16 protein-coding genes are annotated in these 16,340 nt (G+C 70.7%); 9 read left to right on the top strand and 7 right to left on the bottom strand.

Going from position 1 to position 16,340, the window contains the following annotated elements:
- Window positions 1-161: 161 nt before the first annotated feature.
- The 9 genes from ACIPLC_RS06700 to ACIPLC_RS06740 all read left to right on the top strand — a co-directional run bounded on the left by ACIPLC_RS06700 (window position 162) and on the right by ACIPLC_RS06740 (window position 7,319).
- Window positions 162-2,585 (top strand): ribonucleoside-diphosphate reductase subunit alpha, encoded by a 2,424-nt coding sequence (locus ACIPLC_RS06700; protein ID WP_400471800.1) that lies wholly within the window; start codon window positions 162-164, stop codon window positions 2,583-2,585.
- A gap of 20 nt (window positions 2,586-2,605) precedes the next feature.
- Window positions 2,606-3,601 carry a ribonucleotide-diphosphate reductase subunit beta gene (locus ACIPLC_RS06705; RefSeq protein WP_079136257.1) on the top strand — a complete coding sequence of 332 codons (996 nt, stop codon included), beginning with the start codon at window positions 2,606-2,608 and terminating at the stop codon, window positions 3,599-3,601.
- Between the two features lie 248 nt (window positions 3,602-3,849).
- A complete protein-coding gene (locus ACIPLC_RS06710) occupies window positions 3,850-4,044 on the top strand; it encodes a hypothetical protein (protein WP_400471712.1) in 195 nt (64 codons plus the stop codon).
- A complete protein-coding gene (locus tag ACIPLC_RS06715) occupies window positions 4,031-4,534 on the top strand; it encodes a DUF6879 family protein (RefSeq protein WP_400471713.1) in 504 nt (167 codons plus the stop codon). The genes ACIPLC_RS06710 and ACIPLC_RS06715 overlap by 14 nt, the downstream gene beginning before the upstream one ends.
- Window positions 4,531-5,361, top strand: coding sequence for a helix-turn-helix transcriptional regulator (locus tag ACIPLC_RS06720; protein WP_363586964.1), 831 nt, complete (start codon window positions 4,531-4,533; stop codon window positions 5,359-5,361). The genes ACIPLC_RS06715 and ACIPLC_RS06720 overlap by 4 nt, the downstream gene beginning before the upstream one ends.
- A gap of 115 nt (window positions 5,362-5,476) precedes the next feature.
- Window positions 5,477-6,019, top strand: coding sequence for a DUF5753 domain-containing protein (locus tag ACIPLC_RS06725; RefSeq protein ID WP_400471802.1), 543 nt, complete (start codon window positions 5,477-5,479; stop codon window positions 6,017-6,019).
- Window positions 6,020-6,271: 252 nt separating this feature from the next.
- A complete protein-coding gene (locus ACIPLC_RS06730; RefSeq protein ID WP_363628659.1) occupies window positions 6,272-6,508 on the top strand; it encodes a hypothetical protein in 237 nt (78 codons plus the stop codon).
- Between the two features lie 84 nt (window positions 6,509-6,592).
- Window positions 6,593-6,829 carry a DUF397 domain-containing protein gene (locus ACIPLC_RS06735; RefSeq protein ID WP_363586966.1) on the top strand — a complete coding sequence of 79 codons (237 nt, stop codon included), beginning with the start codon at window positions 6,593-6,595 and terminating at the stop codon, window positions 6,827-6,829.
- A 76-nt stretch (window positions 6,830-6,905) separates the two neighbouring features.
- Entirely contained in the window at window positions 6,906-7,319 is a 414-nt protein-coding gene (locus ACIPLC_RS06740) for a hypothetical protein (RefSeq protein WP_363586967.1), read from the top strand.
- An 835-nt stretch (window positions 7,320-8,154) separates the two neighbouring features.
- On the opposite strand, the gene ACIPLC_RS06745 is transcribed toward ACIPLC_RS06740, so the two are convergent.
- The 7 genes from ACIPLC_RS06745 to ACIPLC_RS06775 form a co-directional block, all read right to left on the bottom strand.
- Window positions 8,155-10,692, bottom strand: a complete 2,538-nt coding sequence (locus ACIPLC_RS06745; RefSeq protein ID WP_400471716.1) for an ABC transporter permease — start codon at window positions 10,690-10,692, stop codon at window positions 8,155-8,157.
- A 30-nt stretch (window positions 10,693-10,722) separates the two neighbouring features.
- Complete coding sequence (locus ACIPLC_RS06750) at window positions 10,723-11,478, bottom strand: ABC transporter ATP-binding protein (RefSeq protein WP_400471804.1); 756 nt, start codon at window positions 11,476-11,478, stop codon at window positions 10,723-10,725.
- Between the two features lie 153 nt (window positions 11,479-11,631).
- The gene (locus ACIPLC_RS06755; protein ID WP_400471806.1) at window positions 11,632-12,903 is read right to left on the bottom strand and encodes a sensor histidine kinase; all 1,272 of its coding nucleotides are present in this window, start codon (window positions 12,901-12,903) and stop codon (window positions 11,632-11,634) included.
- Window positions 12,900-13,616 (bottom strand): two-component system response regulator CseB, encoded by a 717-nt coding sequence (gene cseB / locus ACIPLC_RS06760; RefSeq protein ID WP_400471718.1) that lies wholly within the window; start codon window positions 13,614-13,616, stop codon window positions 12,900-12,902. The genes ACIPLC_RS06755 and cseB overlap by 4 nt, the downstream gene beginning before the upstream one ends.
- A gap of 195 nt (window positions 13,617-13,811) precedes the next feature.
- A complete protein-coding gene (locus ACIPLC_RS06765) occupies window positions 13,812-14,339 on the bottom strand; it encodes an ABC transporter permease subunit (protein WP_400471719.1) in 528 nt (175 codons plus the stop codon).
- Between the two features lie 208 nt (window positions 14,340-14,547).
- On the bottom strand, window positions 14,548-15,168 hold the full coding sequence (gene def, locus ACIPLC_RS06770) for a peptide deformylase (RefSeq protein ID WP_400471721.1): 621 nt from the start codon (window positions 15,166-15,168) through the stop codon (window positions 14,548-14,550).
- A 43-nt stretch (window positions 15,169-15,211) separates the two neighbouring features.
- Window positions 15,212-16,204 carry a tetratricopeptide repeat protein gene (locus tag ACIPLC_RS06775; RefSeq protein ID WP_400471723.1) on the bottom strand — a complete coding sequence of 331 codons (993 nt, stop codon included), beginning with the start codon at window positions 16,202-16,204 and terminating at the stop codon, window positions 15,212-15,214.
- Between the last annotated feature and the right edge of the window lie 136 nt (window positions 16,205-16,340).

The following is a 16,340-nucleotide window of genomic DNA, read 5'->3' on the forward strand; positions in this document are numbered from 1 at the left end:
GTACCTTCCGGGCCTCGCGGGCGGGCCGGGGACGCCACTGTCGCGCGACGCTTCCCGCGTACGTGCCGTGCTCCCCTGCCCCGAACGGCCCGGTACCCCCCGATCACCGCCGCCGATCGCCGCCAGGAGAGAGCGCCTTGACCACCGCTGCCTCAGCCACCCTGCCCGCCCAGGGCACCGGCCCCGCCCCCACCGACCCGACGGTCTCCGACCCCGGCGGCGCGCTCCTTCGGCTGCTCACCGACCGCAGCGTCGATCTCCCCCAGGCGGACCCCGGCCATGTCGCCGCCGCCGCGCTGCGCGGCCGCCACGCCGGCTCGGACTTCGCCGAGCTGCGCGGGCTGGCCGTGGACGCCGCCGCGTCGATGATCGCCGAGGACCCCCAGTACTCGAAGCTGGCCGCCCGGCTGCTCGCTCTGGAGATCGTCGACGAGGCGAACAGCCAGGGTTCGCGCTCCTTCGCCGCCTCGATCGCCGTCGGCCACGCCGAGGGCCTGATCGGCGACACCACCGCCGCCTTCGTCGCCAAGCACGCCGCCGCCCTGGACGCGCTGATCGACCCCGAGGGCGACGACCGCTTCGAGTACTTCGGCCTGCGCACCGTGCAGTCCCGCTACCTGCTGCGCCACCCGATCACCCGCAAGGTCATCGAGACCCCGCAGCACTTCCTGCTCCGCGTCGCCTGCGGCCTGGCGGTCGGCGACAGCGAGCAGTCGGTGCGCGAGGTCGCCGAGCTGTACGGCCTGATGAGCCGGCTGGAGTACCTGACCTCCTCGCCGACCCTGTTCAACTCCGGCACCCGGCACCCGCAGATGTCGAGCTGCTACCTGCTCGACTCCCCGCTGGACAACCTGGACTCGATCTACAACCGCTACGCGCAGATCGCCCGGCTCTCCAAGCACGCCGGCGGCATCGGCCTGTCCTACTCGCGCATCCGCTCGCGCGGCAGCCTGATCCGCGGCACCAACGGCAAGTCCAACGGCATCGTGCCGTTCCTGCGCACCCTCGACTCCTCGGTCGCCGCCGTCAACCAGGGCGGCCGCCGCAAGGGCGCGGCCTGCGTCTACCTGGAGACCTGGCACGCCGACATCGAGGAGTTCCTGGAGCTCCGCGACAACACCGGCGAGGAGGCGCGGCGCACCCACAACCTCAACCTGGCGCACTGGATCCCGGACGAGTTCATGCGCCGGGTCAACGCCAACGAGGACTGGTCGCTGTTCTCCCCCGCCGACGTGCCCGAGCTCGTCGACCTGTGGGGCTCCGACTTCGACGAGGCCTACCGCAAGGCCGAACTGGCCGGCAAGGCCGTGCGCACCATCCCCGCACAGACCCTGTACGCCCGGATGATGCGCACCCTGGCGCAGACCGGCAACGGCTGGATGACCTTCAAGGACGCCTCCAACCGCGCCGCCAACCAGACCGCGTTGCCCGGCCGCACGGTGCACTCCTCCAACCTGTGCACCGAGATCCTGGAGGTCACGGACGACTCCGAGACCGCCGTCTGCAACCTCGGCTCGGTCAACCTCGGCGCCCACGTGGCGGTCGGCGCTTCCGTCGACGACCTGCTGGGTGCGATGGACTGGGAGCGCCTGGACGCCACCGTCCGCACCGCCGTGACGTTCCTCGACCGCGTGGTGGACATCAACTTCTACCCGACCACCGAGGCCGGCACCTCCAACTCCCGCTGGCGCCCGGTCGGCCTCGGCGTGATGGGCCTCCAGGACGTCTTCTTCAAGCTGAGGATCGACTTCGACTCGGCCGAGGCCGCGCGGCTGTCCACCCTCATCGCCGAGCGCATCATGCTCACCGCGTACGAGCGCTCCGCCGACCTGGCCGAGCAGCTGGGCCGCCACGAGGCCTACGGCGAGACCCGCGCCGCCCGCGGCGAGCTGCACATCGACCACTTCCCGACGGCCGCCCCGCAGTGGGCCGACCGCTGGACCGCGCTGCGCGCCCGGATCGCCGAGACCGGCCTGCGCAACTCGCTGCTGCTGGCCATCGCGCCGACCGCGACCATCGCGTCCATCGCCGGCGTCTACGAGTGCATCGAGCCGCAGGTCTCCAACCTGTTCAAGCGCGAGACGCTGTCCGGCGAGTTCCTCCAGGTCAACCCGTACCTGGTGCGCGAGCTCAAGGAGCTCGGCGTCTGGGACCAGCAGACCCGCGACGCCCTGCGCGAGGCCAACGGCTCGGTGCAGGAGCTGGGCTGGCTGCCCGCCGAGGTCCGCTCGCTCTACCGCACCGCCTGGGAGCTGCCCCAGCGCGCGCTGATCGACCTGGCCGCGGCCCGCATGCCGTACCTCGACCAGAGCCAGTCGCTGAACCTGTTCATGGCCGCGCCGACCATCGGCAAGCTCAGCTCGATGTACGCGTACGCGTGGAAGGTCGGTCTGAAGACCACCTACTACCTGCGCTCGCGCCCGGCGACCCGGATCGCCCAGGCCGCGTCCGGTACCGCCCGCGCCGCCACGCCCGCGTCCGCGTCCGCGCCCGTGCCCGTGAACACCCCGACCCTCACCCCGGAGGAGGAGGCCGCGCTGGCCTGCTCCCTGGAGAACCCCGAGTCCTGCGAGGCCTGCCAGTGAGCACCCCCGACCGCGAGAAGATGCTGCTCGACCCCGGCTTCGAGCTGACCCTGCGCCCGATGCGCTACCCGTCGTTCTACGACCGGTACCGGGACGCGATCAAGAACACCTGGACCGTCGAGGAGGTGGACCTGCACTCCGACGTCGCCGACCTGGCCAAGCTCAGCGAGGGCGAGCGCCACCTGATCGGCCGCCTGGTCGCCTTCTTCGCGACGGGTGACTCGATCGTCTCCAACAACGTGGTGCTGAGCCTCTACAAGCACATCAACTCCCCGGAGGCGCGGCTGTACCTGTCGCGCCAGCTGTTCGAGGAGGCCGTGCACGTCCAGTTCTACCTGACGCTGCTCGACACCTACCTGCCCGACCCGGAGGACCGCAACGCGGCCTTCGCCGCGGTGGAGAACATCCCCTCCATCCGCCAGAAGGCGCAGTTCTGCTTCAAGTACATGAACGCCGTCGACCACATCGACTCGCTGCAGACCAAGGAGGACCGCCGCGCGTTCCTCCTGAACCTGATCTGCTTCGCGGCGTGCGTCGAAGGCCTCTTCTTCTACGGCGCGTTCGCGTACGTGTACTGGTTCCGCTCGCGCGGCCTGCTGCACGGCCTGGCCACCGGCACCAACTGGGTGTTCCGCGACGAGTCCATGCACATGGACTTCGCGATGTCGGTCGTCGACACCGTCCGCGAGGAGGAGCCCGACCTCTTCGACGACGAGATGGCCAAGCAGGTCACGGAGATGCTGGAAGAGGCCGTCGAGGCCGAGCTCCAGTTCGCCCAGGACCTGTGCGGCGACGGCCTCGCCGGCATGAACACCGACTCCATGCGCCAGTACCTGGAGGCCGTGGCCGACCAGCGCCTGGCCCGCCTGGGCCTGCCGATCCGCTACGGGTCGACGAACCCGTTCGGGTTCATGGAACTCCAGAACGTCCAGGAGCTGACCAACTTCTTCGAGCGCCGCGTCTCCGCGTACCAGGTCGCCGTCGAAGGCTCCGTCGCCTTCGACGACGACTTCTAAACCGCTCAGACACACCAGAGGTGCCCCGCCCGGCTCACCGCCGCGCGGGGCACCTCTGTCTGTACCGACCCGACCGCCCACCCCATCCCCCTGAACTCCCCCGCCCCCACCCGGCGTTCACACCGGGCGGGGGCGGTCGAACGACTTTCCCGTTCTGGAAAGATCAGGTTCTTGACCCTGCGCCCAGAGAGCCGGGAGCATCGGGCAAGACAGGAACCACCGGCGACTTGGAGGCACGTGGTGCTGCGTTGGCTGTCTGGGAACGGGTCCTGCAACGACGGATCGTGCCCACGCTGTGGGGCACCGAGAACGGGGACTACGCGGTCCAGGGTTACGCGATCACCGGTCCTTCCTGCCTGGCAGAGTTGAACCTGCCCGACGGCGAGTCTGCGGTCGTGATCCCCGCTACGGTCCTGGAGGGGTACTTCCATGCTCAAGGGTGAAGACTTCGGCCGTCTCTTCAAGACGTTCGAGCGAACGGCCTTCCGGCTCGAAACGCTGGCGGTCTACGACGTGGACGAGGAACGCGACGAGTTCGCCGACTTCCTCGCAGGCAAGGGGTTGCCGCCCGAATCGTCCGACAACCCATGGGTCCGCTCCATGACCGATCTGGGCAAGCAGGTGGCCCGGGTGCACGTCCTCCACTCCCCCTTGTCGGACTACCTCCGCTACGAGCTGGCGTCGTACCCCGGCAACATCAAGGCCGGCGAGTCGATCGGCATCATCGACACGGCTCGCCAGAAGGTGGCCGGGCTACCGGACCACGACTTCTGGCTGTTCGATGACGCCCAGGTCTACCGGATGCACTACACGGATGCAGGGCAGTTCCTCGGAGCCGAACTCCTGCCCGACGACTACCTGAGCGAGTACCAGCAGTACCGGGAGATCGCTCTGACGAACGCCGTGCCTTTCGGGGAGTACTCGGCGGCTTGAGCGGAGAACAGCACAAGGACTTGGGCAAAGCCCTGCGGGCGCTACGGATCGCCTCGGACAAGACAGCCGAGACCGTCGCCCGCAGGGCTTCCATGTCTCCAGCCAAGCTTTCGAAGATCGAAAACGGCAAGACCCTGCCGAGCGTGCAGGACGTGGACCTCATCCTGACCGCGCTCGGCATATCAGGCGAAGCCAAAGCAGAGTTCCTGGAGGCAGCCCGCGGCGCGGCGACCGAAGAGGTCGCCTGGCGGGAACTCCGCCGAATGGGCCACTGGAAGCACCAGCACGCCATCAAAGCCATCGAAGCCCGAACAGGCCTTCTCCGACTCTTCCAGGGACAGCTGATTCCTGGACTGCTCCAGAGCGCCGAATATGTCTCGGCCGTCTTCGCCTTGCACCCAGAGCTGCCAGAAGAGGCGAAGACGAAAACGATCGCAGCTCGACTGGAGCGCCAGGCCGTATTGTACGACCGCCAGCGGCAGTTCCACTTCCTCATCTGTGAACATGTACTACGCTGGCGGATCTGTCCTCCTGCCGTCATGGCTACACAGCTCGATCGCCTGGTGTCACTGTCCCGCCTTCCCAACGTGACCATCGGGTCTATTCCCCTCGCCAGACGAATGCCGGACTTCCCAATGACATGCTTCAGCATGTATGACGATCGCCTGGTCATCGTGGAGACGTTCCATTCAGAGATCACCACTCACGATCCACGAGATGTCGGCGTCTATCTGTCAAAATTCTCCGAATTCGATGCCGTAGCACTACACGGAGACGACATGCGCGCACTGGTCGAAGGGATCCGAGACGAATTCCTTCGAGAATAAGAATCCAAAGGAATCCTCAGTGGAAAACAGGTCGGATTCAGCACGGCTCGCGGGTCCAGAGCGGCAGGACGCCAGAATCCTCCGCTGAAACGGCGCGGACAAGAAGCAGGTTGAGCTGGCGAGCCTTGAGCGGACCTCGACGGAACCCCGCCACTTCCTGCCGACCATGATCACCGGACTGCTCTCGACGCCGGCGTACGTCAACGCCAGTCTGGCCCAGATCCCCGGCGATCACTCGAGGGTCATCGCCAAGAAGCTTGAGCGGCAAGCCGTACTCCGCGACGTCACCAAGAGCTTCACCTTTGTTTTGACGGAGCAGGCCTGCCTTTGGCCGCTGGTACCGGCGCAGGCCATGGCCACGCAGCTCGACCACCTGGCTTCGGTCTCCCGCTTGCCGAATGTTCGACTCGGAGTCATCCCGCTGGCCGGCCATATGCCGAAGGCGCCGATGAACGTCTTCACCGTCTACGACGCATCCTTGGCCACCGTTGAGGTAGCCGCAGGCGTGCTCGTGTTCAACAGGCCCCACGACGTCCAGGAGTACCTGGACACGTTCCGAACCTTCGAGAATTACGCGCTCTGGGGCGAGGATGCTCGGGCCGCGTTGCACGAGTGGACTTCCCGCCATCGGGAGACATCACAGGATCTCTGCCGATAGCCAACCAGCGAACCTTCGCGGTGCAGGAAGTCGACCGGTCCGACTTCCTGCGCCCACGTTCGGCGGGATTCGGTGGGCCACCTGAGCCCTACGATCCCTCCCGTTCGACCCGGGCGGAAAATGGAATGCGCGCACTGCCCAAACGGGCCTGAGGTGAGTTCTTTCGGGAACGGGAAAGCGCACAGAAACAACCCCAACGCCCCGGTAATTTGGTGACTCGCCGAAATGATTCGAGAGCCACAGGAGCGCTCCATGCCCACTGACGGTTTCGCACAGCCGACCGGCACCACACGCCGCCGTACGCACGCGGAACTCATGGAGCGGATCGACAACAATCCGGTCCGGAAGGACCTGACGACCGGGTGTCTGGTCGAAATCGTGGGCGCCCAGGACGGCCGGGCGCTGGTCCGGCCGCTGTTCGAGCCGGACGCCAAACCGCGCCAGGTACCGGCCGACCAGCTCACCACCCGCATCAGCCTGTGGGGCTGAACTCCCCCTCATTCTCCCGCCCAAGTCCTGGGCGGGGCGGGGCCGTTCCGTGCTGCCCCGAAGCGATACCGAAAGGTGCAGGCGATGACTGAGCGCAACCTGTACGGACTCGACCTCTCCCAGGTCGAGTTCAACCGTGCGTGCGGCGGCAACCAGGGCGGGGGCGACGACGGCGAGTCGTGCGTGACCCTCGGCCTGGTCGAGCACGGCGTCTTCGCCCTCGGCGACAGCAAGCGTCCCGACCGCGAACCGTTGCTGTTCACCGCCGAGGAGTTGACCGAGGCCGGAATCGACCCGGCGCGGTTCGGCCTGTCCGTCTGAAGTCCCCTGACAGCCCCGGCCGCCCGCAGTCCCGTGCGGGCGGCCGGGGCTTCCACGTCTCCGAGGAGAAGCACTGTTGCACTTCCACGGCTACGAGTGGGCCGGTGACGGCCGGCTGCTGGCGAAGGAGCCGGAGCGTCGCCCGATCGAGGCCGCACGGTTCGGCCTCTCGGAACTCCCGCCGATGATGACCGGCTGGTGGCTCCTGCGCCCGGCCGCCCAGGTGCGGGGCACCTGGGTGGCGGTGAGCAACGCAGTGGACTGGCTTGCGGAACGGTACGAGGAACACACTCCTGGCGGCGACCCCCAACTTCCCTTCGAGGCACGGCGACTCCGCGCGGTTGAGCAGTTGGAGGGCGCCTCGGACGTCGTCTGGTCCCGCTGGGTGTCCGACAGCCGCTGGTCGGGCCACTACGTGATCGCGTGCCCCAACCGGATCTGGCCGGACATCCCGTGCCCGATCCGACCCGCTGCCCGGCCGTCAGCCTGATGTGCGATCGCCGGCCAGGCCAGTCACCCGACGTCCAGGTCCTTGATGACCGCCTCAGCGGTGCGGCACTCCGCACAGATCGGCATGCTCCTTGGCCCTTCTCGCTGTCTCGGGCCCAGGTGGAGCCACAAGAGGCGCAGCCCCAACGGCCTTCCATCGTCTGGTACATGGCGCCCGACCCGCACACGACAAAGGAGCGGCTGCCAACCGGTCGCGTGTGGGCGTCGAGCTGCTGGTCGTGGCGCTCCTCGACTCTAACCAGGCCCTGGTGACGTCCGATCCCAGTTTGCATCGAAGCGGGCTTTCTCCGCCTCGATCAGTGGCCGGACCACCTCGTCAACGGATCGGTGAGAGATCTCGGCGAACTCGTGGAGCCAGTCGACGAGGTCGGCGGGTAGGTGGAGGGTGATGCGGCGTGTGACGGGAAGTTCAGGCATTGGGCTCTCTTGTGAGGGCTGTGTAGGTTGCAGGGCCATAGCAACGCCTGGTCAACCGTTGCTGAGACGGACAAGCCGGTCAATCTTCGCCGGGACAGGACGCGCCGCTCAGGACTCTCGTGACGGCTCCGGTACCGGCCAGGCCTGCGGGGGAAGACACTGACCGGTCCCGCCTGCACGAGACTTCCGGAGGAATGGTGAGCGCAGCGTCCCTGCACAACCACCACGACGACCAGCAGCCGATCCCGCGGACCCAGGCCTCAACGTTCCTTCACCGTCTCGGGGCCCAGTGAGCGACCACATCGAGGACCCGGACGACCCGATCGCCCTGTCCCGGCCGCGACGCTGATGGTCCCCGCCCGGCGTTCGCACCGGGCGGGGACAGGGCGATCGACCGGTCACACCTCCGCGACCGCTTCCAGCGGGCTGAGGGCGGCGGCCCGGCGGGCGGGGACGGCGGCGGCGAGGACGCCGATCGTGAGGGACGCCAGGCAGACGAGCGCGAGCGTGCCCCAGGGCAGCACCAGCGCGTACTGCTTGACCGCGCCGCCCGCCAGCGCCCCGACCGCCCAGGCGCCGAACAGCCCGCCGGCCAGGCCGAGCAGGGTGCCGAACGCCGCGACCGTCACGGCCTCCAGGCGGATCATCCGACGGATGCCCGCGCGATCCATGCCGATGGCCCGCAGGGCGCCGATCTCACGCGTCCGTTCGGTGACGGACATGGCCAGGGTGTTGACGATGCCGAGCGCGGCGATCACGACGCCGATGCCGAGCAGCCCGTACATCAGCGTCAGCAGGTCGCCCATCGTCCCCGCCGCCTCCCGCACCAGCTCGGCCCGGTCCTGCACCTTCAGCAGCGGATTGTTGCCGACGGCGGCCCGCAGCCCGTCCCCGGACAAGCCGTCGCCCCGGACCAGGATCCGCTGGACGGAGCCGGGCTTGAAGCCGTTCTTCTGCACCTCGCCCCGGGCGCCGACCGCGTCGTGGGCGGTGGGGTTGTCCTGGTAGACGCCCACGACGGTGTACCGCGTGAACTCCTCGCTCCGACCCATCCGTGCGTTGACCTGGCCGCCCGTGCTCAGCCCGGTCTCCCTGGCGACGCTGCTGGAGACGGCGATCCGGCCGGGCCCGAGGTCCTGCACGGAACCGCTCACGAAGTCGAGCTTCACGGCCTGTTCAACAGAGACGGGGTCGATGCCGGAGATCTCACGGACCTTGCCGCCGATGACCACCGTGGAGTCCGCGACCGCGCTCGCGCCGCGCACCCCCGCAAGACCGGCCACCCGCTGCACGGCCGCCGGGTCGATGCCGGTCATGGTGTCGCCGGTGCTGATCACGTAGTCGGCCGCGAGCCCGTCCGCCGTCTGCCGGTCGAGGGCCTGCCCGGTGGAGCTGCCGATGGTGGCGAGCCCGCTGACCAGCGCCGTGCTGATCAGCAGCGTGGCGGCGGTCGCCGCCGTGCGCCGGGGGTCGCGCAGCGCGTTCTGCTGGGCCAGCAGGCCGACGACGCCGAACCGCCGGGTGAGGCGGCCCGTCAGCCGGATCACCGGGACGGCGAGGGTCGGTGCCAGCACGATCAGGGCGACGACCAGGAGCCCGCAACCCACCATCGCACTCTGCAGGTTCCCCTCCGAGGCGTCCTTGGCCGCACCCGCGAGCGCGACCAGCCAGCCGACGCCGAGGACGAGCAGCCCCACCCCCACGATCGGACGCAGCCGCGAGCGCCCGCCCGGCTGCGCGGCCGCCGCCCGCAGCGCCTCGATCGGCGCGATCCGCGCCGCCCTGCGCGACGGCAGCCAGGCGGCCAGCACCGTCACGCCGACCCCGACGAACAGGGCCGCCGCCACCGGCCGGGGCCCGATCACCAGCGGGCCCTTCGGCACCTGGCTCCCGTCACCGCTCAGCAGCCCGGGCAACACGGACGCGATGCCGAGCCCGAGGGCGAAGCCCACCACCGACGCGACGACCCCGCCCAGCGCCGCTTCGGCCAGCAGCGAGCGCACGACCTGGCGCCGCGTCGCGCCCACCGCCCGCAGCAGGGCGATCTCCCGGGTGCGCCGGGAGACGAGCATGGTGAAGGTGTTGACCACGAGGAACGAGCCGATGAACAGCGACACCCCCGCGAAGACCATCGGCAGCTTCTGGTAGCCCCGGGTCAACGTGTCGACGTAGACGGCCTGTTGGTTCGCCTGCGCCTGTCCGGTGGTGACTTCGGCCCGGCCGGGCGGCAGGACGGCGGCGATCTGCTCCGCCAGCTCGTACTGGCCGGCGCCCGGCCCGGCGGAGACCTCAAGGCTGGTGTAGTGCCCGGGAGTTGCGAACAGCCGCTGCGCGGTGGCCCGGTCGAACAGGGTGAGCGTGCCGCCGGCCGTGACCCGGGTGTCCGCGGTGGTCACGATGCCGACCAGCCGCGCGGTGAGCGCCGGGCCGTCCGTGGCGAGCGTGACCGGGCCGCCCACCCGGTACCGGCCGGCCGTTGCGGTGCCCCGGTCGACGGCGATCTCGTCGGCGCCGGCGGGGGCCCGCCCCTCGACCACGGGGTAGCGGGCGTCCTTGCCGTCACGCCCCGGGACGTAGGCGTCCGCGAGGTTCGTCCCCCGTTTGACCCGCAGCGGCCTGCCGTCGGCCGCGTTCAACGTGGCGCTCCCGTCGACCGACGGCCGTACCGCCGCGACGCCGGGCACGTCCGCGACCCGGCGCGCCAACTCGTCCGTCAACACGTTCGGCTGGTCGGGGGCGGCAGGAGACTCCTTCGCGGTGACGCTGACCGCGATGTCGGCGAAGGTGCGGGATGCGGCCGCCCGGTGGGCGGCGGCGGTCGAGTCCGCGAAGACGAGGGTGCCGGAGGCGAAGGCGACGCCGAGGCAGACCGCGAGGACGGTCATGAGCAGCCGGGCCTTGTGCGCCAGGACGTTGCGCAGGGCTGTGGTCAGCATGATCAGCTTTCGAGAGTCGGGGGGTGCGGGTCAGCCTGCGAAGGACTTCATGACGTCCAGCACCCGGTCCGGCGTCGGGTGCGCCATCTCGTCGACCAGCCGCCCGTCGGCCAGGAACACCACCCGGTCCGCGTATCCGGCGGCCACCGGGTCGTGGGTCACCATGACCACCGTCTGCCCCAACTCCCTGACGGAGTCCCGCAGGAAGCCGAGCACCTCGGCCCCGGCCCGGGAGTCGAGGTTGCCGGTCGGCTCGTCGCCGAACACGATCGAGGGCCGCGCGACCAGTGCCCGGGCGACCGCGACGCGCTGCTGCTGGCCCCCGGACAGCTCGGCCGGCCGGTGGTCGAGGCGCTGGGAGAGCCCGACCATCGACACCACGCGGTCCAGCCACTGCCGGTCCGGCGTCCGCCCGGCCAGCGACAGCGGGAGCGTGATGTTCTCCAGCGCGGTCAGGGTGGGCAGCAGGTTGAACGCCTGGAAGATGAAGCCGACCCGGTCCCGCCGCAGTCGGGTGAGCTGCCGGTCGCCCAGGCCGCCCAGTTCCGTCGTGCCGATCCGCACAGATCCCGACGTGGGGGTGTCGAGCCCGGCCGCGCAGTGCATCAGGGTGGACTTGCCGCAGCCGGACGGGCCCATGATCGCGGTGAACTCGGCCTCCCGGAAGGCGACACTGACCCGGTCCAGGGCGGTGACCCGGGTGTCGCCGCTGCCGTAGGTCTTCGTCAGGTCGGCGACGGCGGCCGCGACCCCGGGGGTCGCGTGCAGGGCGAGGGGGTTGGCGATCACGAGGGGGACTCCTGTCCGAGGTGCGGGTCGGTGCACTTCGAAGGGTGTCCGGGGCACGTATCAGGCCCCTGCGCCGCCGTGTATCCATGACCGCTCCACTCGGCAGCAGTCCGGTAGCAGCCGAGGCGGTCAGCCCGGCCGTCGGATCGCTCAGCCCGGCAGCCGCAGCGTGGCCACCGCCCCGCCGTCCTCCGCGTTGTCGAAGCGCAGCTCCGCACCGAGCAGCCGGGCCTGCCCCAGCGCGATGGTCAGCCCCAGTCCGTGGCCCGTGCCGCGCTCGGCGGCGCCGGTGTGGAAGCGGCGCGGGCCGTGGCGCAGCAGGTCCGGCGGGAAGCCGGGGCCGTGGTCGCGCACGACGACCGTACCGTCCTGGACGGTGACCAGGACGGGGGCGGCCCCGTGCCGGTGCGCGTTGACGACGAGGTTGCCGACGATCCGCTCCAACCGCCGCGGATCGGTCTCCACCGTCTGCTCCGCTCCCACGACGAGCCCCTCCCCCACGACGAGCTCGGCCTCGAACCCGGTGCGCAGCACGGCCTCCCGGACGACCGCCGCGAGCGGCACCCGGGCCCGGGCCGGCTGTTCCGCCCCGGCGTCCAGCCGCGAGATCTCCAGCAGGTCCTCGACCAGCCCGCGCAGGTCCCGCACCCGCGCCCGGATCAGGTCCTCCGTCTCGCCCGCCGGCAGCAGGTCCACGGCGGCCAGCAGTCCGCCGACCGGGGTGCGCAGCTCGTGTGCCACGTCCGCGGTGAACTGCCGTTCGGTGCGCAGTCGTTGGCCGAGGCTGTCGGCCATCAGGTCCACCGTCGCCGCGATGTCGGCAACCTCGTCGCCGCCCTTGGTGGGCCCGGTCCGGGCGTCGAGGTCCCCGGCGGAGATCCGGCCCGCCGTCTCGGCGACCCGCCGCAGCCGGCGGGCGAGCAGCCCGGCCCCGTAGACCGCGACGGGTGTGGCCGCCGCGAGCGCGACCAGTGAGGCCACCGCCATCGCCGCGTCCAGCCGGGGCAGGTCGGAGAGCTGCGGCGCCAGGTTGACCCGGATGGCGAGGACCGGGCTGCCGGGCCCGCCGGTGCGCTGGGCGGCCCAGTAGCTCGGGCCCGAGTTCCCCTCGGCGTGCCCGTCGTAGGCCGTGTGCCGTTCGCCGTCGGCCGGGTGGCGCAGGGCGGCGGGCAGGTCGGCGGGGTCGAGTTCGGCGCCGTCGGCCAGCGATCCGGTGCGCCGGTAGACGTCCATGGCCGAGTAGACGGCGTTGAAGGCCTGCGCCTCGGCCCGGCTGCGGATGTCGTGCGCGGTCCACAGGTGCACCAGCACGCCGACCGCCGCCGCGACGAGGCAGGCGGTGGCGGCGGCCAGCGCGGCGATCTTCCAGCGCAGGGGGGTGCGGGCCGGCCTCGGCCCGAACAGGGCGCGCACCGCCCTCAGCGCCTGAGCTTGTAGCCGAAGCCGCGGACCGTCTCGATCCGCTCCCGGCCGAGCTTGCGGCGCAGCCGCTGCACGCACAGGTCCACGACCCGGCTGTCGCCGTCCCAGCCGTACTCCCAGACGTTGCGCAGCAGGGTGTGCCGTTCCAGCACGACGCCGGGGTGGGCGGCGAACTCCAGCAGCAGTTTCAGCTCGGTCGGGGTCAGCGCCACCGGCTCCCCGCCGACGGACACCTCCATCCCGGCGGTGTCGACGGTCAGGTCCCCGAACACCAGGACGTCCCCGTCGGCGGCTCCGGGTGGGGGCGCCGGGACGGGTGGCGCGTACGTCGCCCGCCGCAGCAGCGAGCGGATGCGCGCCACCAACACGTACGTGTCCACGGGCTTGACCACGTAGTCGTCCGCCCCGGCCTCCAGACCGGCGACGACGTCGAGGCCGTCGCCGCGCGCGGACATCATCAGGACGGGCACCAGGCTGGTCTCCCGGACCTTGCGGCACAGGCCGATCCCGTCCAGGCCGGGCAGCATCACGTCCAGGATCAGCAGGTCGAACTGCTCGTCCCGGAACAGTTCCAGCGCCGTGAGGCCGTCCGCGGCGGCCCGCATCCCGTAGCCGTAGCGTTCCAGCGCGACGGTGAAGGAGCGGCGCATCAGGTCGTCGTCCTCCACCAGCAGCACGCGGACGGGGTGCGGGGGCGGTGCGGGCGAGGACACGGGCGGACGGCTCCTGCTCGGACGGCTGCGGACAGTGGCGGACGGCGGCGGACGGCGGCGGACAAGGGCACGATACGGCAGATATCGGACGCCCCGGCCTCGTCCCCCGCATCGACGGCCGGCCGAGCGCTCCCTGATACCCGGCGGATACAAACCGGCGGCCACACTCGCCGACGAACCCGTGCGTCCACCCGCTCAGCCCTTGACCGACCCGGCCGTCAGGCCCTGGGCCAGGTAGCGCTGGAGGAACTGGTAGACGACGATCACCGGCAGCGACGTCACCAGCGCCCCGGCCGCGAACAGGCCGTAGTTCTGGTCCTGTTGACCGGAGATGATCCCGTAGAGGCCGACCGCGACGGTCTTGGAGTCGTTCGAGGTCAGGAAGATGTTCGCCAGGATCACGTCGTTGAGCGCGGCGGTCAGCGACAGGATCGAGATCACCACGATCTCGCGCGGGATGGTGTCCAGGTAGCCCTTCATCAGCCAGGTGGTCACCCCCATCGCGCCGCCGAGGTAGACCAGCACCAGCCCCCACGGGGTGTCCAGGCCGATCGCCGGCACGGCGTCCCCGATCTTGGCGAACATCAGGTAGAGCAAGATCACCGCGAGGAACTGCGGGAACATCTGCACCAGGAAGACCGCCGTCAGCCCGATCCGCCGGCCCCTGAACCGGAACCGCGAGAAGGCGTACGCGGCCAGCACCCCGAGCAGCACGTTCAGCACCGCGAAGGTGCCGCAGCAGGCCCGGGACTACCTGTTCACGCCGGAGCTGGTCGCCCGCGAGTCCACCGGCCGAGCGCCCGGCTGACGGAACACGACCGACGGAACGTCAAGAACCGGAGCGCCGAGGACGGGGACGCCAAGAGCCGGGACGCCCGTCGCGCCCCGGCCCCCGATGCCATCCCGACCTGCTGTTCCGTCAGCTGTTCCGTCAGCTGTTCGGCACGGTCGCGTACCGCGCGGCGCCCTCGGCCATCTGCTGCAACGCGTCCTTGCGGTCCCGCTTCGACAGCTTGTCGATGTAGAGGGTGCCGAACAGGTGGTCGGTCTCGTGCTGCAGGCAGCGGGCGAAGAAGCCGGTGCCCTCGACCCGGATCGACCGGCCGTCCTTGTCCACGCCGGTCACCGCCGCGTAGTCCGGGCGGGGCAGCTCGGCGTACGCGGTCGGCACCGACAGGCAGCCCTCGTTGCTGTCGTCCAGCACCCGCCGGCGGTCCGCCGGGTACTCCTCCAGCTTCGGGTTGATCACGTGGCCGACGTGGCGCACGCCCTCGTCGTCCGGGCAGTCGTAGACGAAGACCTTCAGGTCCACGCCGATCTGGTTGGCCGCCAGGCCCACGCCCTCGGCCGCGTACATCGACTGGAACATGTCGTCGATCAGCGCGGACAGCTCACCGTCGAACGCGGTGACGTCCTTGACCTCGCGGTGCAGGACCGGGTTGCCCACGACGGTGATCGGACGCGCGGTGCCCTTGGAGAGGTCCGGCTCCTCGCCGACCACCTTCGGGGTCGGGTTCTCGTCGTGCTCGTGCTGCTCGGCCTGCTCCGCCATGTCTTCCGCTCCCAATAGGTCTACACGTACCTCACCAGGGTACTCAGCAGACCTCTTCGAGGTCCCGGTACGCCCGGCTCCCGGGTGAGGCCGCGACCCAGCGGTCCAGCAGCGAACGGACCAGCAGGGCGGGCGCGGCGATCCCGCACTCCCGCTCCACCAGCCAGGACATGCCGGCCTCCCCGCCCTGGCTGAGGTGGCTGAGGTGGCCCGGGTGCGCGGCGTCGCCGTCGTCGTGCGGGTCGTGGTGGGCGGTGTGCCCGTCGTCCGCGGCCATCCGGCTCTCCGAACAGGCCCGGCAGAGCAGCCGCACCGAGGACGTCCAGTCCTCCGCCGCGTAGCCGGCGTCCGCGACCACCCGCTCCAGCGCGTCCCGGTCCCCCGCCGTGGCGGCCTGGAGCAGCACCACGTAGGTCGGCACCGGGGACGGCGCCCACAGCTCGATCTCGTCGAACACCGGGTAGGCGACCCCGTCGGTGACCCGCTCGCCGTGCGGGGCGCCGTCGTGCAGCACCACCTCGCCCCAGCGGCGGCCGGAGGACGGCAGCGGGATGGACAGCACCTCGATCCGGGCCGGGTCCAGCCGGCGGCCCCACACCACCTCGGACTCGCCCTCCGGGGAGAGCCGCACCGGGGTGGTGCCGAGGTCCAGGCTGACCGGGCCGTCCGGCTGCCCGCCCGGGCCACCGGGCAGCTTCAGCCCGTACGCCTGCCAGGCGCGGCGGGCCAGCGGCCAGTCCTGCAGGGCGGTCGCGGTGATGCCGAGGTTCCACCAGTCGGGGGCGCCGTGCTCGCGGTCCAGCAGGGCGACGGCCCGCAGCCCGGCGGAGCGGGCCTGCTCCCAGTCCCGGCGGAACTTGTGCAGCAGGGCGAGGTTGAACCAGGAGTCGGACAGCCAGGGCTCCAGGTCGGCGGCCATCACCAGCAGCGCGCCGGCGTCCTCGTAGCGGCCGTCGCCGATCAGCGTGAAGGCCCGGTCGGTCGTCTGCCGCCAGGTGGCGGACGGCCGGTGCCGTGCCCGGTGGAAGATCCTCACGTTCGTCCCTGCCGTCGTCGTCCGCTCAAGTCCCGTACCACCGCGTCCGGATCCACTTCCGCGGGGTCCGGGGCACGGTGCCCCGGGTCGGTGTTTCCACGCTACGACCGCATCCAACCACGCCCGCCCCCGCCCG

Origin of the sequence: Kitasatospora sp. NPDC086801, assembly GCF_044745805.1 — a bacterium.
Lineage (GTDB): Bacteria > Actinomycetota > Actinomycetes > Streptomycetales > Streptomycetaceae > Kitasatospora.